Here is a 22,446-nt window from a genome sequence, read left to right as displayed (position 1 = left end):
TGCTTTTATATTCAAGGAAGTCAGCCATGGAGCGCCGGATACGAGCCGTCCTGCTCGTCTTGTCTGTCCTGTTTGCCACGATAGCGACGGCAGCCCGAGCGGATGAGTTTCAAGGGCTTGTCGATGCTTTGGGCAAGGCGAGTTTTGCCCAGATGCAGGACCGGATTTCTGCTCTCGCAAGCACGGGCGACACGCGCGTCGTGCCTGTATTGAACGCGCTTGGCGATGGCGATCTTTATGCGCGCAAATCCGACGGCAGGGTTTTCATCACCAAAGCCACGGGTGCGAACTTGCAGCTCACTGACCCTGTTAGCAGTGAGACGGCAGGTGATGCGCCCAAAGGCACAATGGACAAGGTCAAGGTGAACAACTCGGTACGCCGCGCGGTTCGAACGGCTCTTGGTGGGTTGACGTTGATGAGTCCCAATCGGGCGGAGCGGCTTAAGGCAGCTGAAATTGTCGCAGGAAGCCCTGATGCGGAAGCATTGGACGCAATCGAGGCAGCGCTTGGCAAGGAACAGGATGGTACAATCCATGCACTTCTGGAGAAGGCGCAGGCTGCGGCACTTCTGGCATCCGACCGCCCACTCGACGACAAGCTCAAGGCGGCGCTGTTCCTGAAGGATAATGGCGACCGCTCCACACTGTCTGTCCTGAATGCAGCTCGTGCCAATGCACAGCCTGAACTTGCCGAGGCGCTCGATGGCGCTATCGCCCATATTGAGCAAAGGCAGGCTTTCTGGGACGCTGGACAGAATGTCTGGTATGGTCTTTCGCTCGGTTCCGTCTTGCTGCTCGCGGCCATTGGCCTTGCCATAACCTTCGGTGTTATGGGCATCATCAACATGGCGCATGGCGAAATGGTCATGCTGGGCGCCTATGTCACTTTCATGGTGCAGGAGGTGATTCGGACCAATTATCCGGGGCTGTTCGACTGGTCTCTTGCCATCGCCCTGCCACTGGCTTTCCTCTTCACGGCGCTGGTCGGTCTGGTGATCGAACGTGGCGTCATCCGGTTTCTCTATGGTCGCCCGCTTGAAACACTGCTCGCGACCTGGGGCATTTCCCTGATCCTGCAACAGGCCGTGCGAACGGTGTTTGGACCAACCAATCGCGAGGTTGGCAATCCAACATGGATGTCGGGCGCTTTCGAGCTGGGTGGCATGACCATCACCTGGAACCGCCTGTGGATCATCGTGTTCTCGCTTGCCGTCTTCTTCACGCTTCTTGCGGTGTTGAAGCGGTCCAACTTCGGTCTGCAAATGCGTGCAGTCACCCAGAACCGGCGCATGGCTTCGTCCATGGGCATTCGCACACCCTATATCGATGCTTTCACCTTTGCGCTTGGTTCCGGTATTGCAGGCATGGCAGGTGTCGCACTGTCCCAGATCGACAATGTGTCCCCCAATCTTGGGCAGGGCTATATCATCGACAGTTTCATGGTGGTGGTGTTCGGTGGTGTCGGTAATCTTTGGGGCACGCTGGTCGGCGCCTTCTCGCTCGGCATCCTGAACAAGTTCCTTGAACCTTATGCCGGAGCGGTACTCGGCAAGATACTGGTGCTTGTGCTCATCATTCTCTTCATTCAAAAGCGTCCGCGCGGCTTGTTCGCTCTCAAGGGCAGGGCGGTGGAAGCATGATCACGGCATTTCTGTTCCGAACGCTCGACCGTGGTGTCTTTATTGCCGCTGCAATCCTGATTGCCGCTGCCCTCGCTGTTCCTGCGCTCAACCTGCTGACGGCAGCGGATCATCCATTGCATGTGCCGACCTATATGGTGTCGCTGCTCGGTAAATATCTGACCTATGCCATGCTGGCACTGGCGCTCGATCTGGTCTGGGGTTTCTGTGGTATTCTTTCTCTGGGTCACGCCGCGTTCTTCGCGCTCGGCGGTTATGCCATGGGCATGTATCTGGTGCGCCAGATCGGCGCGCGCGGCGTCTATGGAAATCCGGAGCTGCCCGATTTTATGGTGTTCCTCAACTGGAAGGAATTGCCATGGTACTGGTTCGGCTTCGATCACTTCTGGTTTGCATTCCTGATGGTGCTGCTGGTGCCGGGTTCGTTGGCCTTCATCTTCGGCTGGTTCGCTTTCCGCTCCCGCGTGACCGGTGTCTATCTGTCGATCATCACGCAAGCGATGACCTATGCGTTGATGTTGGCTTTCTTCCGCAACGAAATGGGGTTCGGCGGTAATAACGGCCTGACCGATTTCAAGGATATTCTGGGCTTCAACATTCAGGCGGACGGCACGCGCGCCGCGCTTTTCGCTGCTTCGGCAGTCGTGCTGGCTATTGCGCTGATTTTCAGTTCAGCGGTGGTCAGATCGAAGTTCGGCAAGGTTTTGGTCAGCGTCCGCGATGCGGAAAGCCGCACACGATTTCTTGGTTACAGACCGGAAAACTACAAGCTATTCATCTTTACCGTCTCGGCGATGATGGCGGCTGTCGCGGGTGCGCTTTATGTGCCGCAGGTCGGCATCATCAATCCGGGAGAATTCGCCCCGGCCAATTCTATCGAAGTCGTCATCTGGACTGCCGTGGGTGGTCGGGCGACGCTTATAGGGCCGGTGATTGGCGCTGTGCTGGTCAATTTCGGCAAAAGCGTCTTCACGACCGCTTTTCCGGAAATGTGGCTGTTCGTATTGGGCGCACTGTTCGTCGCCGTTACGCTTTTCCTGCCAAAAGGCATTGTCGGCACGTTCCGCGCACTCATGGCGTCACGCAAACCCCCAGCGGCGGCATCGCGAGACGAGACCAAACTGCAAGCAACGGCTGCGGAGTGAGGGGCATTATGAGCGAGACCACCAACAGTCTGCTTTATCTTAATGGCGTGTCGGTTTCCTTCGATGGGTTCAAAGCACTGAACTCACTGTCCTTTGTCATTGAGCCGGGCGAGTTGCGGGCCATTATTGGCCCGAACGGCGCCGGCAAGACGACGATGATGGATATCATCACCGGTAAGACGAAGCCGGATGAAGGCGACGTATTCTTTGAGGGCGATATCGATCTTACGAGGAAGGACGAGGCCGACATTGCCCAGATTGGCATTGGCCGCAAATTCCAGAAGCCGACGGTATTCGAAAGCCACACGGTCTGGGACAATATCGAGCTTGCGCTGGATCGCAAGCGCGGGGTTTTTGCAACGCTTCTTTATCGCCAGGACAAAGCGGATCGCGACCGCATTGAAGAAATATTGAAGACAGTGCGCCTGTGGGCGCGGCGTGATGACCTCGCCGCCAATCTCTCGCATGGCCAGAAACAGTGGCTGGAAATTGGCATGTTGCTGGCGCAGGAGCCCAAGCTTTTGCTGGTTGACGAACCAGTGGCAGGCATGACGGACGCCGAGACCGCTGAAACGGCCATCCTGCTCAAGGAGATCGCCAAGACGCGTTCGGTTGTGGTGGTGGAGCACGACATGGGCTTCATTCGCGATTTGGGTGTGAAGGTGACCTGTCTTGCCGAAGGCAGCGTGCTTGCGGAAGGGTCTATCGATTTCGTCAGCTCTGATCCGAAAGTGATCGAGAACTATCTTGGGCGCTAAGGGGAGCTTCTTATGTTGAGCGTTGAAAATGTGAGCCTTCATTATGGTGCGGCACAGGCCTTGCGCGGCGTGTCGCTGAAGGCTGAGGCCGGACACATCACCTGTGTTCTGGGGCGCAATGGTGTCGGCAAGACCAGCTTGTTGCGCGCCATTACCGGGCAGCAGGCGCTGAGCGGCGGCACTGTCGTTTTCGATGATGTGGATATGAAAAATCTGCCGCCTTATGCGCGCGCCAGTCGGGGTATGGGCTATGTTCCGCAGGGGCGTGAGATATTTCCGCTGCTGACAGTGAGGGAAAATCTGGAAAGCGGGTATGCTTCGCTGAAACGTTCGGAACGGTTCATTCCCGACGAGATATTCAGCCTGTTTCCGGTGCTGAAGGATATGCTGCCGCGTCGTGGCGGTGATCTTTCCGGCGGGCAGCAGCAGCAGCTCGCCATCGGTCGCGCTATGGTGCTGAGGCCGCGTATTCTGGTACTGGACGAGCCGACAGAGGGCATCCAGCCGTCGATCATCAAGGATATTGGCCGCGCAATCCGCTATTTGCGGGACTCAGCTGGGATGGCCATTCTGCTGGTCGAACAATATCTCGATTTCTGTCGCGAACTCGCCGATTACGTCTACATCATGGATCGGGGCGAAATCGTTCTGGATGGTCCGGCGGAAGTACTCGACACGTCAAAGGCGAGAAGCTACCTGACCGTCTGAATTGTCTGTTTGCTCATCAGTGTGATTATGTCGGGAGTCTCGCTGAGACTTTCCAATGACCTTGTTTGACATCAGGTCGTAAGATCCAAACTTTCTCAGCTATTTTTGTGCCTCTTGCTGTTTCGTAAGACGATATGGACAGGAGGATAGAATCCGTTTGTTGTTCATATTTCGCCTGCGTGATAACGCCATCGCTGAACATTACGACCGCCTCCGTATCAACACTCTCGTCACTGATCCGGACTTTGCATCCGGGATAGGCGTGCGTGTGCGCGAATTCAAATTGCATAGTGGTTTTTTTCCTTTTGCAGGCTCGGCAGGTTGCCTCTTTCGCATCCGCAAATCCAGTCGAACGACGTTCCAACCGACCGTCGTTTTTCCCCTCTCTGTGCCCGAAACGATATTTTCCGTATCGGCCAATAATCAAGCTTGACAAAAATATACGCTAAAATATATTTTTATGTATACGGGAAAGGTTGAGGCCAACCCCGTTGTGCGGGGCATGTCTGTGCCTGTGAAACACGTAAACTTAGGTGACGGTGGCTGTCGGTCTGCTGTCATTCTGGAAGAGGTAATGATGTACTATTTCGCTTACTGCACCTGGCTGCACGACATCGAAGTCGGGCGCTATATGCCGGAGGCCAAGTCGATCACCAAGGGTTATGCGGCCAATCACGCGCTCCGTTTCCATGCTGCGGGTGAGCGCAAGGATCGTGGCTGGTGCCATTTTCTCAATACGGCGGAAGCTTATGGCGAAAAGGCATTCGGCGTTGTGTTCGAGCATGACGAAAAGCACTTCGAAGAAGACTATGACGACTTCGAACGTTGCTGCGTCACCGTCTATGGCGACGACGGCAAGATGTATGATTGCTGGACCTACCGCCTCATTACGCCGGGCATTGCAATGCGTCCGCCAAACTTCTACTGGGAGCACATTCCGGCGGGTTTGAAGCAGTGGAACTTCCCGCAAGAGTATATTGACAAGGTCACCGGCGTTTTCGACGCAGCTGCGGAGTGCCCGCGCGCCGATCGCCCCAATCCGTCCAAGATACCGGGACGGGGTGCGGAAACACGGTAAGGCCATTTTAAGGCGATGGGCTGCCCATCGCCTTAAACACCAAAGATAAAAACAAAGAGTGGGGAACTTTTAATGAATAAGCATCGACTTCCATTTATGAGCGCTGTTTGCGCACTAACCGCAATGGCGTCCGGACAGGCTTTTGCGCAGGATGCGGCATCTCTGGTACCGCAGGAAATTCGCGACCGCGGCACACTCACCGTTGGTTCGCAACAGACATTTCCGCCCATTGAATTTCGCGAGCCGGGGAGCCAGGAAGTCAGCGGTGCGAGCGCCGATCTGCTGCGGGAAATTGCCAAGCGTCTCAATCTGAAAATGCAATTCGTCCAAGCCGAATATTCGGCGCTCATTCCGGGTATTGAGGCAAAACGCTTCGACATGGCGTCGGGTGGTATCAGCGACACTGAAGAGCGTGAGCAGAAACTCGATTTCGTCAACTACATGATGTCGGGCGGCAGCATGCTGGTGCGTGCTGAAGACGAAAGCAAATACAAGACTATTGCCGATTTCTGCGGCAAGAAGGTTGCGACGCTTCTGGGAAGCCGGGTCATCATGGCCAAGGTCGAAGAAGCCTCTGCTACATGCCAGAAGAATGGCGCAGCCGCTATTGTTGCAGACCAGTTGCCTTCCGCGCCTGACGCGCGCATGCAGCTCGATCTCAAACGCGTCGACGCCTATCTGGGTGATTTCCCGGCGCTCGTTTATATGGGGTCCCAGTTTCCCGGCAAATATGCGATCGCCGGCGGCAACTATATCCTGACACCTTACATCACGTCCTGGGGCTTTGCGAAAAGCCAGAGTGGCCTGCGCGATGCGGTGAAAAAGGCGACAGAAGAAATGAAGGCTGATGGCGCTTATCAATCCATCATGAACAAATGGGGCGTAGGCGGCGGCGTTCTGCCGGAAATCACAATCAATTTGCCTGCAAGCAAACGTAATTGACATTGGAACCAGGGCAATGGATGCCAGTATTGTTCACCAAACTTCCAACTTGCCAATCATTCACAGGCGCCGCTGGGGCTCGTGGGTTTTAGGCGCCATTGTCCTGGCCTGCGTCGCGTCTATCGCAATGGCATCATTGCGGGCACAGATTCTCGATTTCGCAGTCTTCAGAGATTATATTTTTAGTCCTCTGATCGTAATGGGCGCCATCAATGCGCTGGTCCTTGGAACACTGGCTTTGATTATTGCCACGCTGATCGGATTTGTCTCGGCTTTGATGCGCGTCAGTGGAAACCCAATTCTGTCGGGCATTTCCGCGATCTATGTCTATCTGTTTCGCGGCACGCCGATGCTTATCCAGCTTATCTTCTGGTTTAATGCCGTGCCGATCATGTTTCCCAGCATTTATATCGCCCTTCCGTTCATGGAGTTGCCGCTCATTGATGCCCCAACAACGTCGGTTGTGACGCCATTTCTCGCAGCCTTGGCAGGCCTCAGCCTGGCTGAAGGCGCCTATATGAGCGAGATCATTCGCGGTGGTATTCTGGCCGTGGACAAGGGACAACGCGAAGCCGCAACAGCATTGGGTATGACGCAGCGAAAAGTGCTGACGCAAGTGGTCATTCCGCAAGCCGGACGGATCATCATACCGGCGGCAGGCAATCAGTATATCATGCTGCTGAAGTCGTCTTCTCTCGCATCGGCCATCGGCTATCTTGAGTTGTTGCGTGTGGCGACGGACATTTACTCCTCCAATTTCCACGTGGTGGAACTGCTTGCGGTGGCGGCGTTCTGGTATCTCGTGATGACAGCCTTTGCGACCGCGATCCAGACCACGCTAGAAAAGGTATTCCCGCAACGATGAGCGCGCCAGCCAAAAATATGCCGGCAGTATCGGCGATCAATGTGTCAAAGAACTGGGGTTCCGTGAGTGCTTTCAGCGGGGTGAGCTTTGATGTTCCCGCAGGCCAGGTAGTTGCCTTGCTCGCACCTTCGGGTGCCGGAAAGTCAACCATGCTGCGCTGCCTCAATCATCTCGACCGCATCAGTTCCGGCAGGATTTATGTTTATGGCGAACTGATCGGTTATCAGGAAACCGCCACAGCATTGCATGAGCTTTCCGATCGTGAACTCAGCCGCCAGCGGCAAAAAATTGGTATGGTGTTTCAACACTTCAACCTTTTCCGTCACATGACGGCGATCCAGAATGTCATGAGCGGCCCTGTGCACGTCTTGAAGCGTCCGAGAGCCGAAGCCGCTGAAGTCGCAATGGCGCTGCTCGACAAGGTCGGCCTGAAAACGAAGGCGGATTCCTATCCTTCGGCGTTATCCGGCGGTCAGCAGCAGCGCGTTGCTATTGCCCGTGCTTTGGCGATGGAGCCTCGCGTCTTGCTGCTTGATGAACCCACGAGCGCGCTTGATCCGGAGCTGGCACAAGAAGTGGTGGTCACCATTCGTGCACTGGCTGAAGAAGGCCAGACTATGGTGATCGCGACCCACGATATGGCGATTGCCCGCGATGTCGCGGATCGCGTGATCTTCATGGAAGGCGGGCAGGTGGCTGAGGATGCGCATTCCGCAAAATTCTTCACCAATCCAGACAGCGAGCGGGCGCGACAGTTTCTTGCGCGGGTATTGCCTGCCTCTACAATGCCCGGATGATTCGGAGACTGAAAAATGGCGGCAAAGAAAGAATCTGGCGGTGAGCCTATCGGAAAAGATGTTCGGACTCGCATCCGCAGCATGATTCTGGGCTCAGAGCTGAAGCCAGGCCAGCGCTTACTCGAAGAAGAACTGTGTGAGCGGCTTGGCGTTGGTCGCACGCCGGTTCGCGAGGCTCTTTTGTTGCTGAAAGGCGAGGGACTGCTCGGTCCGGGGCGGGGATGGGTTGTCGAGAATGTCGACCGCAGCCAGATACGCGCCATATTCGAAAGTCGTGCGGCCATTGAAGGGGCAACAGCGCGGCTCGCTGCCCGTCATGCATCATCGGAAACCTTCGATGAACTTCAGCGCCTGATTGAAGCCATGGAGCCGGGAGAGGGGATGACCCGCCCTGAACTCAATCGCCTGAACAATGAGTTTCATAATCTGATCGTAGACAGTGCAGACAATATGTTTCTGGCGCAGTTCCACGAGCGAACACAGTTTCACTACTGGATGTTGCGGGTTCCGATCCTGTTTTCGAATGAGGAAGTGCAGAAGACAAATCTCCAGCATCGAAAGATCGTCGATGCCCTGATTGCGCGCGATGAAGATCAAGCCGAGCGGGCAGCGCGTGAGCATGTTGAAAAGACCATGGCTATCGTCGAACCGGCAATCCAGATTTAGCCTGACCTAGTCAACACTCTATCCCCTGATGAACGCCAACTCCCGGTTTCCGAAACCGGGAGCAGTGAAAACTATTGTCAATTGTCCAATATCGAGAAATCCACATGAACACTATCTTCCAGAACCTTCACCATATCTGCATCGTCGTCAAAGACCTTGAGAAGGCCGTAGCCTATTATGAAAGCCTTGGGGTGGGACCATGGTTCGACTACCCTAAGTCGGGCGAGTATCTGGAGTTTGAGGTTCCCAACGAGGAAGCATCCAAGACTATGCGCTATAAGTGCGTGAACCTTGACAATGTCCAGTTACAGCTGTGCGACCCCGGTATTCTGGACTCGCCGCAAAAGCGGTTTCTCGATGAAAGGGGTGAAGGTGTTTATCACCTCGGTTTTGAGGTCGAAGACCGCGACGAAGCCGAAGCGCGTGGTCGCAGCCTGGGCTTGCCAGTCATAGCTCGAGGCAAACGGACAGATGGCGGTGGCTTTTGCTACTTCGATACCCGCAACGAGGCAGGTGTCGTTCTCGAAGTCCGAAAGTCCTGAAGTGCGACCATGATTGCTCACTATGTCGCCACCCCTGGCAGGGGGATAAGTTCACGAGTGCTTTGGCAGGGCAGGGAGAGTCTTCTCCTGTGCCTGCTGGCGATGGCGCTCTTTGCGGCTTCGGATGCAATCGCCAAGAAGCTGTCGGTGAGCCTTCATCCTATCCAGATAGGATGGTTTCGCTATCTCGCGGCGGCCACGTTGTTCGGTGTCCTTTGTCTGCGAAAAGGATTGCCAAAACCAAGCGCACGACCGGGTGCCCAGATCATACGCGGGTTTGGCATGGCGGGTGCGACGATCCTGCTGGTGATGGCGTTGAGGTTGCAGCCCATGGCCGAAGCCACGGCGCTGGTCTTTCTTTCCCCGGCATTCGTCACGCTTTTATCCGTTTTTCTGTTGAAAGAACGCGTGAACTGGTATCGCTGGCTTGGAGTTGCAGGCGGATTGATCGGGGTTATCGTCATTCTGCGCCCCGGCCTGGCTGCCTATAATCCAGCGGCACTGTTTTCCATCGCCTCTGCGGCTTGCTGGGCAACGGCAATGGTGATGACACGCAAGGCCGTACTGGTCGATTCACTTGAAACGACACTGGCTTATTCGGCGATGAGCGGGCTTGTGATACTTTCAATCGGCCAACCGTTCGTTTTTGTCGTTCCCGATTTCTTTGAAGGCGTCATGTCCGTGCTGATGGGGGTGCTATGGCTTGCAGCGCACGTGGCCATCGCCATCGCCTATCGCAGGCCAGAAGCACAGCTTTCCCGCTTGGCACCTGTTTCCTATACCCATCTGATCTGGGCGATAGGGCTGGGCTACCTTGTCTTTGGCTCAATACCGGACACACTGACACTGCTTGGGACTGCTGTCATTGTATTGAGCGGATTAGCGACTTTCAGAATGCAAGCTGCAACAGACAATAGCCCAAAATAAGCCAGTCCAGTGGGTCTACAGTTACGGGCACCTGACAGTAACCTAACTTTACTTCCACATGCTTCGCATCCGTGCGCCGACATCTATGCGGACATCACGTGCGCTGCGTTCGCTCGCAGAGGCGGAAACTTTCGGCCAACTCGTCTTCTCAAACAAATGAAGCAATGAGCTGGGTATGAACCGCGTGCGCGAAGCATAAACGTGTCGGTCACCCTTCACATTTTGACCATAGGTAAAAAACCGCTGTGGCGTGATAAGCGTGAGTTTGTCACGGGCTCGCGTCATGCCGACATAAAGTAGACGACGCTCTTCTTCCAGCTCGGCCGTCGTGCCCGCTCCTAGATCTGATGGCATGCAACCATCGACAACGTTGAGCATGTAAACGGAACACCATTCCTGCCCTTTGGCGGAATGGATGGTGGAGAGGATCAGATAATCCTCGTCAAGAAGTGGCACACCTGCCTGATCGCTCGTTGCATCAGGAGGATCAAGCGTCAGTTCGGTGAGGAACCGCTCGCGGCTTGGATAGCCGCTGGCAATCTGCTCAAGTTGAACCAGATCTGCTTTTCGCGTATCGGCATCTTCGTGAATACGTTCGAGATGCGGTTCATACCAGTTGCGTGCCAGACCGATTTCTCCCGGCCATCCGCCTTCGACTTTTCGAAGACTTGAAAGCAGATCGATAAAGGCCGGCCAGTCGTCGCCAATCCGGGGCGGTGGTGGAATTTCGGCGAGCGATTGGAGCGGTTCGGGGTTCGTGGCAATTGGGTCGAGAATCTTGCCAGCCGTCTGGGGACCAACACCAGGTAGCATCTGCAAAAGGCGGAAGCCCGCAACACGGTCACGTGGGTTCTGAGCAAACCTCAAGGTAGCAAGCAGGTCTTTCACATGCGCACTGTCGAGGAATTTCAGGCCACCGAATTTCACGAAGGGGATATTGCTGCGGGTCAGCTCCACGTCAAGCGGGCCACTGTGGCTTGACGTGCGAAATAGTACCGCCTGCTGCTTAAGCGTAACGCCTACTTCTCGATTTGCCAGGACCTGCTCGACGATATAGTTCGCCTGATCGCTCTCGTCTCGCACCGTCACGAGCATTGGCCGCTGTTCGGATTAACGATCGGTCCAAAGGTTCTTGGTAAATCGCTCGCGGGCAAGATCAATCACGCCATTAGCGGCAGCAAGGATCGGCTGGGTGGAGCGATAATTACGGTCAAGCGTGATGATATCAGCAGGTCTCGGCGAGAACTCTTGCGGAAAATCGAGAATATTGCGAATGGTAGCTGCGCGGAAGGAATAGATGGATTGTGCATCGTCACCGACGACTGTCAGACCACGACCACTCGGTTTCAGTGCCATCAGGATTGATGCCTGAAGACGGTTCGTGTCCTGATACTCATCGACCAGAATATGATCGAAGCGATTGCCAACTTCGTCAGCAAGCTCTGGATCTGACATCATCTGTGCCCAATAGAGCAAAAGATCATCGTAATCGAGCACGTTCTGGTGCTGCTTGGCCTCAACATAGGTAGCAAAGAGCTGTTTGAGTTGCTCTTCCCAGCCGAGTACATAGGGATATGCGTTCTTCAGAACTTCGCCGATTGAAGTTTCGGAATTGACCACGCGCGAATAGATCGCAACACATGTACTCTTGGTTGGAAAGTGACTTTCCATCTTTGAGAAACCCAGTTCATGGCGAACGAGGTTCATGAGGTCGCGCTGTCTTCCCGGTCGTGAATAGTAAAGTCGGCGCCAAGCCCGATCTGCTGGGCATAAATACGTAAGAGCCGCGCGCCAATGCCATGAAATGTGCCTGCCCATGCAAGCGCATCAGTCATGACCGCTGAATTGTCGCCAATAACCTGCTTGCAGATACGCTGAACGCGCCGGGCCATTTCGGACGCTGCCCGGCGTGAGAATGTCATCAACAATATCCGACGGGCTCTGTTGCAAATTTCGATTTTGGCCATAATGACCGTTGGTTGGGACGTCGATTATCTGGCAGCCTTGCGATTTTCGAGACTCTGAGCGAGCAGTGCTACCGCCTCCGTCAGCGCGCTTGGTCCGATGCCGAAAGCACGCTCAACAATGCTTGCTTCTCCACGAATGTCGCCCGTCAGGTTGAAAATCGCAGCCTGTCCTTTTGCGCAGAGCGCGCATGACTTCGAAACCTTTGATCGTCGCATAGGCTGTTTTCAGCGTTTTGAACCCTCTTACCGGTTTGATCAGTTGCTTCAGCTTGCCGTGATCGGCCTCAACAATGTTGTTCAGATACTTGACCTGTCGGTGCACGAGTTCCATGGGACATCTGTTTTCGGCTTTCAATTGCGCAATAGCGATGCCATAAGTCGATGACTTGTCGGTATTGACGACGGTTGGCTTTTCCCAGTCCTTCAGGCCATTCAAGGCTTTACCGAGAAAGCGTTTGGCTGCTTTGGCATTGCGGGTCGGTGACAGATAGAAATCGATCGTGTTGCCGAATTTGTCGACGGCCCGGTAAAGATACGTCCATTGTCCGCGGACTTTCACATAGGTTTCATCAACGCGCCAACTCGTTGACTGCGGTCGACGCCAGTGCCAACGCAACTGCTTTTCAATCTCCGGCGCATATCTCTGAACCCAACGATAAATCGTGGAATGATCGACGGGAACGCCACTCTCACCCATCATCTGTTCAAGATCACGGTAGCTGACGCCATAGCGGCAGTACCAACGCACCGCCCAAAAAATCACTTCACCCTGCAAATGGCGCCACTTGAAATCGTTCATCAATAATCTCGCTGAAAAGGTGGAGCGTTCTTTCGGACATCAACAGGATTTTTGCAACAGAGCCTTCTGTCGTGGATGGTTGGATTGGCCGTGCCGGTGTTCAACTCCGTCAGGCGGTGCGTGTCGCAACAGCATTCTTCGATCCGGCGTGTATCGTAATCGGAGGGCGACTACCGGGTAGCCTGAATGCCCGTCTGGTCGAGATCGCACTTGCGAGTCCCATCGATGGACCATCGCGAGGTCTTCCCATTGCACCTGTGCGTGCTTCGTTATTTGGAAGCCAAGTTGGTGCTATGGGTGCGGCATGTGTTCCATTGTTCAAGACTTTTTTTTCCGGGGCCGTCGTTGACGTTGGGAGTGCCCATCTTAATGGCCGTAGACCGGTATCACAGGCGAGTTAGGCGACCAGCGATGTCGATGCAGATGTCATTTGCACAAGGTCCACAACGGCTTTTGTACTGGTACATCTATCCACCTTTCTTGAGAGATGGCCATCGCTAGGCTGAATGCTGCTCGGTAGTACTTCTGCAATCCATCGGCTTAGACATACGCCCCTTTTATCAATCATTCGCATTGAACTGCACTTCCTGCCAATAGCAGAACCTTGATTCTTGACTGGCAATCAACGCATTGCAAGATTGATTGAAGTGCCATGTGTTCGCCTTGTTCCAGCTCCCAGCGTATTGCGCGCGGGTAAGCTAGATGTATGTGAGACCTTTGATGGATCGTGTTCAAAACTATCGACTTGAAAGTGAACTAGAATTGTTTTTTGAAACAGGTATCCCTTGCGTCTTTATCGGGAATAGACAGAGCTTCTAAAGCTCTGGAATATTCTCCTTAAATATCACTTGGATGCGTGGCGGATGGGAATCAAAAGGTTGACCTCTGATGCTGCTCGTCAAAATGGCCAAAGCCTCTCGCGCTTCCACTCGCGGGTTTTGGTCAATGATGGCGTCCATGGCGCCGTTCAAAAGAAGCCGTTTGGTGCCTTGCGTCAGCTCATGGCCGATAAAGATGATGGAATCGGATTTACCCGAATCCATTAACGCCTGACCGATACCCTGATTGCCAGCACCGAGATTATATATGCCGGCAAGGTCTGGATGGCGCTTAAGCAATGCTATGGTCTCTGTGAAGGCTTTCTCGCTGCTGTCTTCGATCTCGTTTAGCTCGACGATACGGAGATGCGGAAACTCTTCCGCGATAACACGGCGAAAGCCCATCTCGCGTTCTTCATGGCCGCGATAGGAAAGCGAGCCAGCAAAAAGCGCTATCTTGCCTTCAGTGGATCGACCAAGAAAACGACCGAGAATATAACCGCCAAGGCGACCTGCGGCGCGATTGTCGATGCCGATATAGCCAACGCGTGGCACCTGCAGGATATCGGACGCAATGGTGACGATATGTACGCCAGACAAAGCAAGCGAGCGCATCGCTTCCCGCACGGTCGGGTGATCCAACGCAATAACCCCTACGCCCTGCGCGTGTTCCTTAAGGTCCTCCAGCGCAAGTGCTAGCGTATCAGGGTTAAAGCCTTCAACGCTATGGATTCTCAACTCGATTTGAGATTGCAGAGAGGCTTGTCTCGCAATTTCATCTCGCAGATTGGCGATAAAGGTGTTTGTGCCAGCTGGCAGAACGAAATCCAGCTTGATGCGGTCCGTGGTATTTGCGTTGAGCGGCGCGCTGCCGGGGAGATAGCCAAGATTGCGCGCGGCTTCGAGGACGATTTCACGCGTGCGCTCTTTCACGCCTTCGCGGTTGTTTAATACGCGATCGACCGTGGCGTTGGAGACACCCGCGGTTCTGGCAATGTCGCTCACCGTGGAACGCAAAATCACACTCCTCACCCAAATGATGAAAAATGATGTATTTCGATTTATGCAAAATGCAAGGCTTGTTCGGTTCCTCCATCTGTTTTCCCAATGAAATTGGCTCTGACTCGACTATCACTCATCAAAAAACAGCATTAATCTGCATATGCGAACTTCCGAATTTAAAGGAATGATCCAAAAGCCGATCACTTATGATGATAAATGACGTAAAATGATTTTATATGATGTTGACACTGCTGCGCTGAATCTTCATTAATCCTCAGGCTGCCAATGGAGGTTGGCATTTTCCTCGAATGAGGACGGGCTCGTTTGTCGATCTTTCGATGATATCCGGGCTTAGAAATAAAATGGGAGGTTGCAATGAGCGAAGCGCGGGGCTTTGTTCCTGATCCGCAGGTGCGGGTTCGGGATTACCAGATCGGTTGTATCGGCGCAGGCATGATCATGGGCGAGTGTCATCTTGCTGCCTATAAGGAAGCGGGCTTTACGGTCGCGGCAATCGCCTCACGCACCAAGGCAAAGGCTGAAGAGGTCGCTGCGCGCTGGGGTATCGCCACAGTGCACGACACGCCAGAAGCGCTGATTGGCGACGAAGCTATCGAAATCATCGATATTGCTTATCCGCCGGATCAGCAGCCTGCGCTCATTCGCAAAGCGCTTGCGCAGCCACATATCAAGGGCATTCTCGCCCAAAAGCCACTGGCTCTGACGCTTGAAGAGGCCATTGCGCTTCGCGATGAAGCAGCGAAGGCTGGCAAAATCCTCTCGGTCAATCAGAACATGCGCTACGACCAGTCGATGCGCGTATTGAAGCAAATTCTCGATAAGGGTGAGCTTGGCGCGCCTGTCATGGCGACAATCGAGATGCGTGCCATCCCGCATTGGCAGGGGTTTCTGGAAGATTATGACCGCCTGACGCTGGCTAACATGAGCGTGCATCATCTCGATGTGCTGCGCTTCCTGTTTGGTGAACCTGACACCATCACCACGCTGACGCGCACTGACCCCCGCACTCAGTTTGAACACAAGGACGGTATCACCGTTTCAACGCTGATGTTCCCGAGCGGTGTGATGGCTGTTTCAATGGAAGACGTCTGGTCGGGGCCGCGCGAAGAGGGCTTTGACAGCGAAATTTACATCAAATGGCGGGTCGAGGGTACGGATGGTGTGGCACAGGGCACGATTGGCTGGCCGGATGGTTCGCCATCAACGCTGACTTATGCCTCCAAAAAGACGACAGACGGCAAATGGGTGAGGCCAAAATGGGAAACCATGTGGTTCCCGCACGCCTTTATCGGTGTGATGGAGCAGCTGCAATACGCCATTCAGTCTGGCGAACCGCCAGCGCTTTCAGTAGCGGATAATGTGAAGACGGTCGCACTCATTGAGGCTGGCTATAAGTCGATCGATGAAGGCCGCACTGTCAAATTGTCCGAGATATCAATCAATTAAACGAGCACATCCCGAAAAGCGCGAAGCGGTTTTCGGGAAAGATGCGCATTAACAGAGTATCTTAACGGGAGGGTTTCGATCATGATGCAGGTGGGTATTTTCAGTGGCTATTTCCCCTATTCGCTTGAGGAAACAGCTAAAAAAATTCGTGCGCTTGACTTCAATACGGTCCAGCTGGACATGCATTTCAAGGATATTGATCTGAGCGCCGGGCAGATCACCAAGGACAAGTGCATTAAAATCCGCGAGACATTTCGCGATCACAATCTGCCGATTTCTTGCATTTCCGGTTATACGAACATCATTCATCCGGACAAGGCAGAGCGCGAGCGTCGCGTGGGCTATCTCAAAGAGATTATCCGCCATGCGCAGTATCTCGGCACGCCTTATGTGATTTCAGAAACCGGCACTTACAACACTGAATCTGACTGGGTTCATCACCCGAAGAACAAGACCGAAGAAGGTTTTGAAGAATGCCGCAAGGTCATCGCTGATCTGTCGCAGTTTGCTTACGATCACGGCGCGATGTTCCTGCTCGAAACTTATGTGAACAACGTCGTCGGTTCGGTCGAGGAAACAGTGAAAATGTTTGCGCAGGTCGATCATCCGGGCCTTGGCCTGCTGATGGACCCAACCAATTATTTTGAAACGCACAATATCGACCGGATGGATGAAATTCTCAACCAGGTGTTCGATACATTGAGCGACAAGATCAAGATCGGTCATGCCAAGGATGTCAAACGTTCCGGCGATGACAAGACTGAAAAACATGCCGATATCGGCGACGCCGATGCACTTGAAAGCCATACTTTCCGTGGCGTTGGCGAAATCGAACTGCCAGCGCCGGGTCTCGGTTCGCTAAACTACGACCTATACCTTAAGCGCCTTGCGCAGAAGCATCCAAATGTTCCGATGATCATCGAACATCTCGATGAGGCCGATGTGCCGCGCGCGAAGAAGTTCCTCGACGGAAAGCTGCGCGCGCAGGGTCTTTAACACCACCTTGGGCGGGGTGGGGCGGCTGGTGCTATAATAACAGGTTTGGACACTGGCCGCCTTTGACGGAAATGGCTGAACGCCACAGCATTTAAGGTGCCAGAATGGTGAAGCTTTACGGAGAGGTGAGGTCGCGTCGCGACATCGCCGCGAGCAGTGGCTCTTTTGCGCAATTTGCAGGCGTACGCCTGATGGTGCTTGAAGACGGATTGGAACGCGGCATAAGAATGCTGGAGTTCCGTTCAGGCGCCGGCTTGCGTTTCACTGTTTTGATAGACCGTGCTCTCGATATAGCCGATTGCGATTATCGCGGCATGGCCATCGGCTGGCACTCGCCGTCCGGCTTCCGCCATCCGGGACTGCATGAATATGAGGGCGAGGGTGGTCTTGGCTGGATGCGTTCATTCTCCGGCCTGATGGTGACATGCGGTCTTGACCATATCCTCTTCATGCATGAGGAGGCGGCGGACCATTATAATTACAAGCCGCGCCAGACGATCAAGCACTCCATTCATGGCCGTGTTGGGACTATTCCCGCCAAACTGACGGGATATGGCGAACGTTGGGAGGGCGACGAATGCTATCTTTGGTGTGAAGGCGTCGTCACGCAGGGAACCGTATTCGGCGAGCATCTGGAGTTGACGCGTCGTATAGAAATCAAGGCCGGCACAAACGATATCAACCTCACGGATCGCGTTACCAATCGTGGTTTTTATCGCACGCCGCATATGTATTGCTATCATATCAATGTTGGACATCCGGTTTTGGCTGACGGCTCGCGCTATCTCGCACCTGTCAGGGATGTGGTATGGGCGGCGCATGCGGGAGACGATTACAAGAAGCAGAATGTCGGCTATCGCACACTGCCTGCGCCGCAAATGCAATTTCATGAGCAGGTCTGGCAGCATGAAATGGAGGCTGACGCCAATGGCGAAGTGCCGGTCGCGCTGGTCAATGACAAGCTGGGTATCGGCTTTGAAGTCATAACGCGAAAAGATCAGTTTCCCTGCATGTATGAGTGGCAGAACCTGCAGGCTGGGCAATATGCGTTCGGCATCGAGCCTGCAACCAATCACGTTCTGGGACACGGCACGGCGCGCGACCGCGGCGAGTTGATCTGGCTCGAACATGGCGAAGAGCGCTGCTACGATAGTACGTTCCGTATTCTGGGGGATGAAGCGAGCATCGCGGAAACAGAAACACGCATTGCCGCAATCGCAAAACAGCCAATTGAGGAATATCCGGTGCCATCAGGCAATCACATTGCAATTGGAGGCCGCTCATGACTGCGCTGTCGCCGTTTTCCGTTGCAGGCAAAACCATTCTCTACACGGGTGCTGCCGGTGGCCTCGGTCTTGAAACCACGCTCAATTTTCTGCGCGCTGGCGCACGGGTTGTGGCTATCGATCATGATCCGAAAAAGATTGAGGAACTTAAAGGCAGGGCAAAGGATGAAGGGCTTAGCGGACTTTCGATCCACGCGCTCGATTTGTCGGATTTGCACGCACTCCGCCCAGCATTGGAGGCGATTAGTCGTGAGGCCGGTGGCTTTGATGTCGTAATCAACAATGCTGCGATTTATCCGTCCAAGCCATTTGAAGACTATACACTTGAGGAAATGCAGAAAGTGCAGCACATCAATGTCGATGCGGGCATTGTATGCGTTCAGGTGGCGCTTCCGTATATGCGTGAAAAGGGGTGGGGTCGTATTATCAATATCGCCAGCGTGACTGCCTACGGCGGCTGGGCACTCCTTTCGCCTTATGTGCAATCAAAGGGCGCGCTCATCGGGCTTGCGCGCGCCTGGGCACGCGAGTTCGGCGCTTATGGCATTACCGTCAACGCAATCTCTCCGGGCGCATTTCCAACAGATGCCGAGAAAATCCACCCCGACCCGGAAGGCTATACGAAATTCGTGCTTGAGCATCAGGCTGTTAAGCGTCGCGGATCATCGCGGGATATTGCTTCGGCTTTGATGTTCCTTGCCTCTGATGAAGCAGGATTTATCACCGGGCAGACCTTGAATGTCGATGGCGGATGGGTGATGCATTAAGGAAAGCGTTTGCATTGGAGGAATGCGTGAGGAAGCTTTATCTGGCGGTCGGGTCGCTTAATCGCGAAGCCCCTTATTTTCAGGGTGCGCTTGGCGAAGGTCTTTCCATCTACGCATTCGATACGACGACAGGAGATGCATCGCATATATGTGCGACATCTTCCCTCGACAATCCAACATTCTTGAGCGTCGCGCCGGATACAGGGGTGATCTATGCAAATTCCGAAGTGTTCAGCTGGCACGAGGGGACGGTCAGTGCCTATCGCTTTGATGCTGAAAAGGGTGAACTTGTTTATCTCAACAAGCAGAGTGCCCAAGGCAGCATAACTGCGCATAATACCGTGACAGTGGACGGAAAGTTTGTGCTTGTCGCCAATTATGCGATGGGATCGGGCGGGCCTGATCAGTCGCTTGTTTCATTGCCAGTGTTGCCTGACGGCAGCCTCGGGCCGGTTGCACATAGCGTTCGTCACGAGGGTAAGCTTGGGCCAGTTGTCGACCGGCAGGAACGCAGCCACACGCATTGCGTGGTTGAAACACCGGAAGGCGGCATGTTCCTGTCTGCCGACCTTGGCCTTGATGAAGTCATTGCCTATCGTCTTGATAGTGATGGCAGGTTCAAGCGGGTGAGCAGTGTTGCAACTGCATCTGGTACTGGTCCTCGCCATATTGCACAGCATCCTAATAGCCGGTTTGTCTATGTCTCCAACGAACTGAATTCCACAGTCTCGCTCATTGAGCGTGACGGCGATGAGATGCGCCTTGTTCAGACCTTGCCGGCAGTGCCAGCGAATGTTGAGTCGCATGGCGCTGATATTCACGTCTCGCCCGATGGTCGTTTTCTTTATTGTTCCAACCGCGGTCATGACTCGATCACTACATTTCGTGTGGATCAGGAGAATGGCAACCTGGTAGAGATCGGTCACAGCTTTACGGGTGGCGCAACTCCGCGTAATTTTATGCTGACACCGGATGGAAACTGGCTTCTGGTCGCTAACCAGAACGGAGATTGTATTGCGATCTTCGCAATTAACAAGGAGACGGGAAATTTGACCGATACGGGCAAACGCATCGAAATAGGCACTCCCGTCTGTGTCAGGCCGTTCTATCGGTGAGCGTTGAAGCCCCAACATCACGAAAGCAGCGCCGCAAAGGTTCTGGCGTGACCATGGCGGATGTGGCCGCGGCTGCAGGGGTTTCCATGCAGACCGTTTCGCGCGCGTTGCGTTTTCCGGATTCCGTGATGCCTGAAAAGCGGAAGCTTATTCAGGATGCAATCGAGAAGACGCATTACGTTCATAATCTCGCGGCAAGCCATCTTGCATCGCATAAAAGCAATACAGTTGCGGCGATCATACCCACGCTGTCCGCGTCTGTTTTTGCTGACACGATCCAGCATTTTTCCGACGTTCTGCATCAGGCCGGTTATCAGATATTTTTAGGCAATACCGATTACCGACTGGAGCGCGAGGAAGAAATCGTTCGTAGCCTCCTCGGGCGGCGTCCGGATGGTGTTTTTCTGATTGGCACACACCATAGCAAGCGCAGTGTCGCATTGCTCAAACGTGCGGAAATTCCTGTTGTTGAGGGCTGGGATTTTACCGATAAACCGATTGACCGGCTGGTGGGATTTTCCAATACGGCGGCGATCACCGAGATGGTCAGTCATCTGATCAATACGGGTCGGCGCTATATTGTGTTTGCCGGTGTGGTTCGGAAAGGCGACAGCCGTGCTGCTGAACGCCGTGCCGCATTCAAAGCGGCAATGGAGCAACATTTCCCGGATGAAAAGCCACGCATCACGGTGGCAACTGAAATGCCGATTGCCATGGCTTCGGGTGTCGATCTACTGCGACGGGCGCTGGCTCAATATCCGGAAGCCGATGCCGTCATGTTTTCAAGTGATATTCTTGCTTCCGGCGCGCTTCTGGAGACGCAGCGCATTGGTATCAAGGTGCCACAACGCCTCGCGATTACAGGCTTTGGCGACTTTGAACTTTCGCGTCATCTGCTGCCGCCATTGACGACGGTTGCAGTACCTTCCGCGGAAATCGGACGGCAGGCGGGTGAGCTTTTGCTTGAAGCCATGCGTGGTGAAACATCGACAAACACGATTGTCGATGTCGGTTTCGAGCTCAAGATCAGGGCTAGTGGCTAAATAGCCATCTGATGCTCGAAGTCAGTCAGCACTTCGCAACCGTTTTCGGTCACATGCAGCATGAATTCGAGCCGAACGCCGCCAGTGTCTGGATCAAAGGCGGTGGGTTCCACCATCACAACCATGTCTTTGCGGAAACGCTCTGTTTCATAACTGACGAGCCGGGGCCATTCATGGACAGATGTGCCGATGGAATGTCCGGAATGATGTGCATAGCAATACCCATGCGCTGTGATATGGACCTGTAGTTTTTGATCCAGTTCCCCAATGCCAAGACCTGGACGGATGATTTCGATGGCCAGATCAAGCGCTGATTTTGCGGCCTTGAACTGCTTCTCAAACCCGACGCTTGTTTGGCCCAGCATGGCGGACGCGCAACTGTCGCCCCAATAGCCTTTGACGCGCGGTGCGAGATCGCAGATGAGTGGGTCGCCGGTGGCGACGACACGGTTTGTTGGCCATCCCATAAATGCTGATGTGCGGGTTTTGCCGGATATGAAATCGCCGGTGAGCGGCAGGCGTTCAGAGGCTCTGCTTTCCATGGCGAGCCTGATGTCTGCAAATATTTCCAGCTCGCTGCGGCCAGCCTTGCTGTGCTCAATAAACGCGCGTTGCCCGGCGGAAGCGGTCAGTGCTGCCTCACGCAATAGCGCGATTTCAGTTGCCGTTTTCACCATGCGCTGGCGCTTGAAAGCATCGTCAATCGACACACGACGGCACGTGTCGATAAGTGGGAGCAAGGATAATGGGAAGCTGTTCTGCTCTATCGCAATTGCTTTGCCGACACCAAACTTGTTGAAGAGCTCCTTCGCGGCAGTGAGATAGTTCGTAAAAATGTCTGTCGGCGCTTTATATGAGAAACCTTCATATGTGAGAACGGTCTGTGCCCAGCTTGGCGTGTCTGCTTCGAGATTGGTCACGACAAGTCCGCATTCGCCGTTTTTGCCAACCAGTGCGATGGTAGGTCCACCCGCAAAGGGTGACGGTCCCGCTTCAATGGAAACGATATGACCCGAAGCGTAGGCGATGCCATCGGGGCTGGTGAAAACGCCCCAATCGGCACCGGATGCTTTGATGGCGTCAATTGTCCGTGCAAGCCGCTCGTCCAACGGGTTCTC

At 54.2% G+C, this 22,446-nt stretch carries 20 protein-coding genes and 2 pseudogenes; 18 read left to right on the top strand and 4 right to left on the bottom strand.

Features of this window, described 5'->3' with window-relative positions:
* Positions 1-26: 26 nt before the first annotated feature.
* The 12 genes from urtB to FHW00_RS19720 all read left to right on the top strand — a co-directional run bounded on the left by urtB (position 27) and on the right by FHW00_RS19720 (position 10,068).
* A complete protein-coding gene (urtB, locus tag FHW00_RS19775) occupies positions 27-1,640 on the top strand; it encodes an urea ABC transporter permease subunit UrtB (RefSeq protein ID WP_078340251.1) in 1,614 nt (537 codons plus the stop codon).
* Positions 1,637-2,785, top strand: coding sequence for an urea ABC transporter permease subunit UrtC (gene urtC, locus FHW00_RS19770; protein WP_078340250.1), 1,149 nt, complete (start codon positions 1,637-1,639; stop codon positions 2,783-2,785). The genes urtB and urtC overlap by 4 nt, the downstream gene beginning before the upstream one ends.
* Before the next feature lie 8 nt (positions 2,786-2,793).
* Positions 2,794-3,543, top strand: a complete 750-nt coding sequence (urtD, locus tag FHW00_RS19765) for an urea ABC transporter ATP-binding protein UrtD (RefSeq protein ID WP_078340249.1) — start codon at positions 2,794-2,796, stop codon at positions 3,541-3,543.
* Positions 3,544-3,555: 12 nt separating this feature from the next.
* Positions 3,556-4,251 carry an urea ABC transporter ATP-binding subunit UrtE gene (urtE, locus tag FHW00_RS19760; protein WP_078340248.1) on the top strand — a complete coding sequence of 232 codons (696 nt, stop codon included), beginning with the start codon at positions 3,556-3,558 and terminating at the stop codon, positions 4,249-4,251.
* Between the two features lie 160 nt (positions 4,252-4,411).
* The gene (locus FHW00_RS19755) at positions 4,412-4,684 is read left to right on the top strand and encodes a hypothetical protein (RefSeq protein ID WP_139364425.1); all 273 of its coding nucleotides are present in this window, start codon (positions 4,412-4,414) and stop codon (positions 4,682-4,684) included.
* Between the two features lie 141 nt (positions 4,685-4,825).
* Positions 4,826-5,329 (top strand): gamma-glutamylcyclotransferase family protein, encoded by a 504-nt coding sequence (locus FHW00_RS19750; protein WP_235889748.1) that lies wholly within the window; start codon positions 4,826-4,828, stop codon positions 5,327-5,329.
* 72 nt (positions 5,330-5,401) lie between these two features.
* The gene (locus tag FHW00_RS19745; RefSeq protein WP_078340245.1) at positions 5,402-6,271 is read left to right on the top strand and encodes an ABC transporter substrate-binding protein; all 870 of its coding nucleotides are present in this window, start codon (positions 5,402-5,404) and stop codon (positions 6,269-6,271) included.
* A 199-nt stretch (positions 6,272-6,470) separates the two neighbouring features.
* On the top strand, positions 6,471-7,136 hold the full coding sequence (locus tag FHW00_RS19740; protein WP_445557980.1) for an amino acid ABC transporter permease: 666 nt from the start codon (positions 6,471-6,473) through the stop codon (positions 7,134-7,136).
* On the top strand, positions 7,133-7,933 hold the full coding sequence (locus tag FHW00_RS19735; protein ID WP_078340243.1) for an amino acid ABC transporter ATP-binding protein: 801 nt from the start codon (positions 7,133-7,135) through the stop codon (positions 7,931-7,933). Before FHW00_RS19740 ends, FHW00_RS19735 begins: the two co-directional genes overlap by 4 nt.
* A gap of 15 nt (positions 7,934-7,948) precedes the next feature.
* The gene (locus tag FHW00_RS19730) at positions 7,949-8,599 is read left to right on the top strand and encodes a GntR family transcriptional regulator (RefSeq protein ID WP_078340242.1); all 651 of its coding nucleotides are present in this window, start codon (positions 7,949-7,951) and stop codon (positions 8,597-8,599) included.
* A 104-nt stretch (positions 8,600-8,703) separates the two neighbouring features.
* Positions 8,704-9,141, top strand: coding sequence for a VOC family protein (locus FHW00_RS19725; protein WP_078340241.1), 438 nt, complete (start codon positions 8,704-8,706; stop codon positions 9,139-9,141).
* A 57-nt stretch (positions 9,142-9,198) separates the two neighbouring features.
* Positions 9,199-10,068 carry a DMT family transporter gene (locus FHW00_RS19720; protein ID WP_176168362.1) on the top strand — a complete coding sequence of 290 codons (870 nt, stop codon included), beginning with the start codon at positions 9,199-9,201 and terminating at the stop codon, positions 10,066-10,068.
* A 48-nt stretch (positions 10,069-10,116) separates the two neighbouring features.
* Here FHW00_RS19720 and FHW00_RS19715 read toward each other — a convergent pair.
* The 3 genes and pseudogenes from FHW00_RS19715 to FHW00_RS19705 all read right to left on the bottom strand — a co-directional run.
* Positions 10,117-12,005, bottom strand: a pseudogene (locus FHW00_RS19715) (ATP-dependent helicase); the annotation flags it as partial.
* Between the two features lie 54 nt (positions 12,006-12,059).
* Positions 12,060-12,834, bottom strand: a pseudogene (locus tag FHW00_RS19710) (IS6 family transposase).
* 815 nt (positions 12,835-13,649) lie between these two features.
* Entirely contained in the window at positions 13,650-14,669 is a 1,020-nt protein-coding gene (locus FHW00_RS19705) for a LacI family DNA-binding transcriptional regulator (protein ID WP_078340297.1), read from the bottom strand.
* A 360-nt stretch (positions 14,670-15,029) separates the two neighbouring features.
* Between FHW00_RS19705 and FHW00_RS19700 the strand changes: the two genes are divergently transcribed.
* From FHW00_RS19700 to FHW00_RS19675, 6 genes are all read left to right on the top strand, one after another.
* Complete coding sequence (locus FHW00_RS19700) at positions 15,030-16,121, top strand: Gfo/Idh/MocA family protein (RefSeq protein WP_078340238.1); 1,092 nt, start codon at positions 15,030-15,032, stop codon at positions 16,119-16,121.
* 81 nt (positions 16,122-16,202) lie between these two features.
* The gene (locus tag FHW00_RS19695) at positions 16,203-17,117 is read left to right on the top strand and encodes a sugar phosphate isomerase/epimerase family protein (protein ID WP_078340237.1); all 915 of its coding nucleotides are present in this window, start codon (positions 16,203-16,205) and stop codon (positions 17,115-17,117) included.
* Between the two features lie 104 nt (positions 17,118-17,221).
* On the top strand, positions 17,222-18,403 hold the full coding sequence (locus FHW00_RS19690; RefSeq protein WP_078340236.1) for an aldose 1-epimerase family protein: 1,182 nt from the start codon (positions 17,222-17,224) through the stop codon (positions 18,401-18,403).
* Positions 18,400-19,170, top strand: a complete 771-nt coding sequence (locus FHW00_RS19685) for an SDR family NAD(P)-dependent oxidoreductase (protein ID WP_078340235.1) — start codon at positions 18,400-18,402, stop codon at positions 19,168-19,170. Before FHW00_RS19690 ends, FHW00_RS19685 begins: the two co-directional genes overlap by 4 nt.
* Positions 19,171-19,196: 26 nt before the next feature.
* The gene (locus FHW00_RS19680) at positions 19,197-20,285 is read left to right on the top strand and encodes a lactonase family protein (protein ID WP_078340234.1); all 1,089 of its coding nucleotides are present in this window, start codon (positions 19,197-19,199) and stop codon (positions 20,283-20,285) included.
* Complete coding sequence (locus FHW00_RS19675) at positions 20,282-21,328, top strand: LacI family DNA-binding transcriptional regulator (protein ID WP_078340233.1); 1,047 nt, start codon at positions 20,282-20,284, stop codon at positions 21,326-21,328. Before FHW00_RS19680 ends, FHW00_RS19675 begins: the two co-directional genes overlap by 4 nt.
* Here FHW00_RS19675 and FHW00_RS19670 read toward each other — a convergent pair.
* Positions 21,325-22,437 carry a M24 family metallopeptidase gene (locus FHW00_RS19670; RefSeq protein WP_078340232.1) on the bottom strand — a complete coding sequence of 371 codons (1,113 nt, stop codon included), beginning with the start codon at positions 22,435-22,437 and terminating at the stop codon, positions 21,325-21,327. The two genes, FHW00_RS19675 and FHW00_RS19670, sit on opposite strands and share 4 nt — an antisense overlap.
* Between the last annotated feature and the right edge of the window lie 9 nt (positions 22,438-22,446).

The sequence above is a fragment of the Ochrobactrum sp. P6BSIII genome, assembly GCF_014138065.1.
GTDB lineage: Bacteria > Pseudomonadota > Alphaproteobacteria > Rhizobiales > Rhizobiaceae > Brucella.
This window is presented reverse-complemented; position numbering and strand designations above follow the sequence as displayed.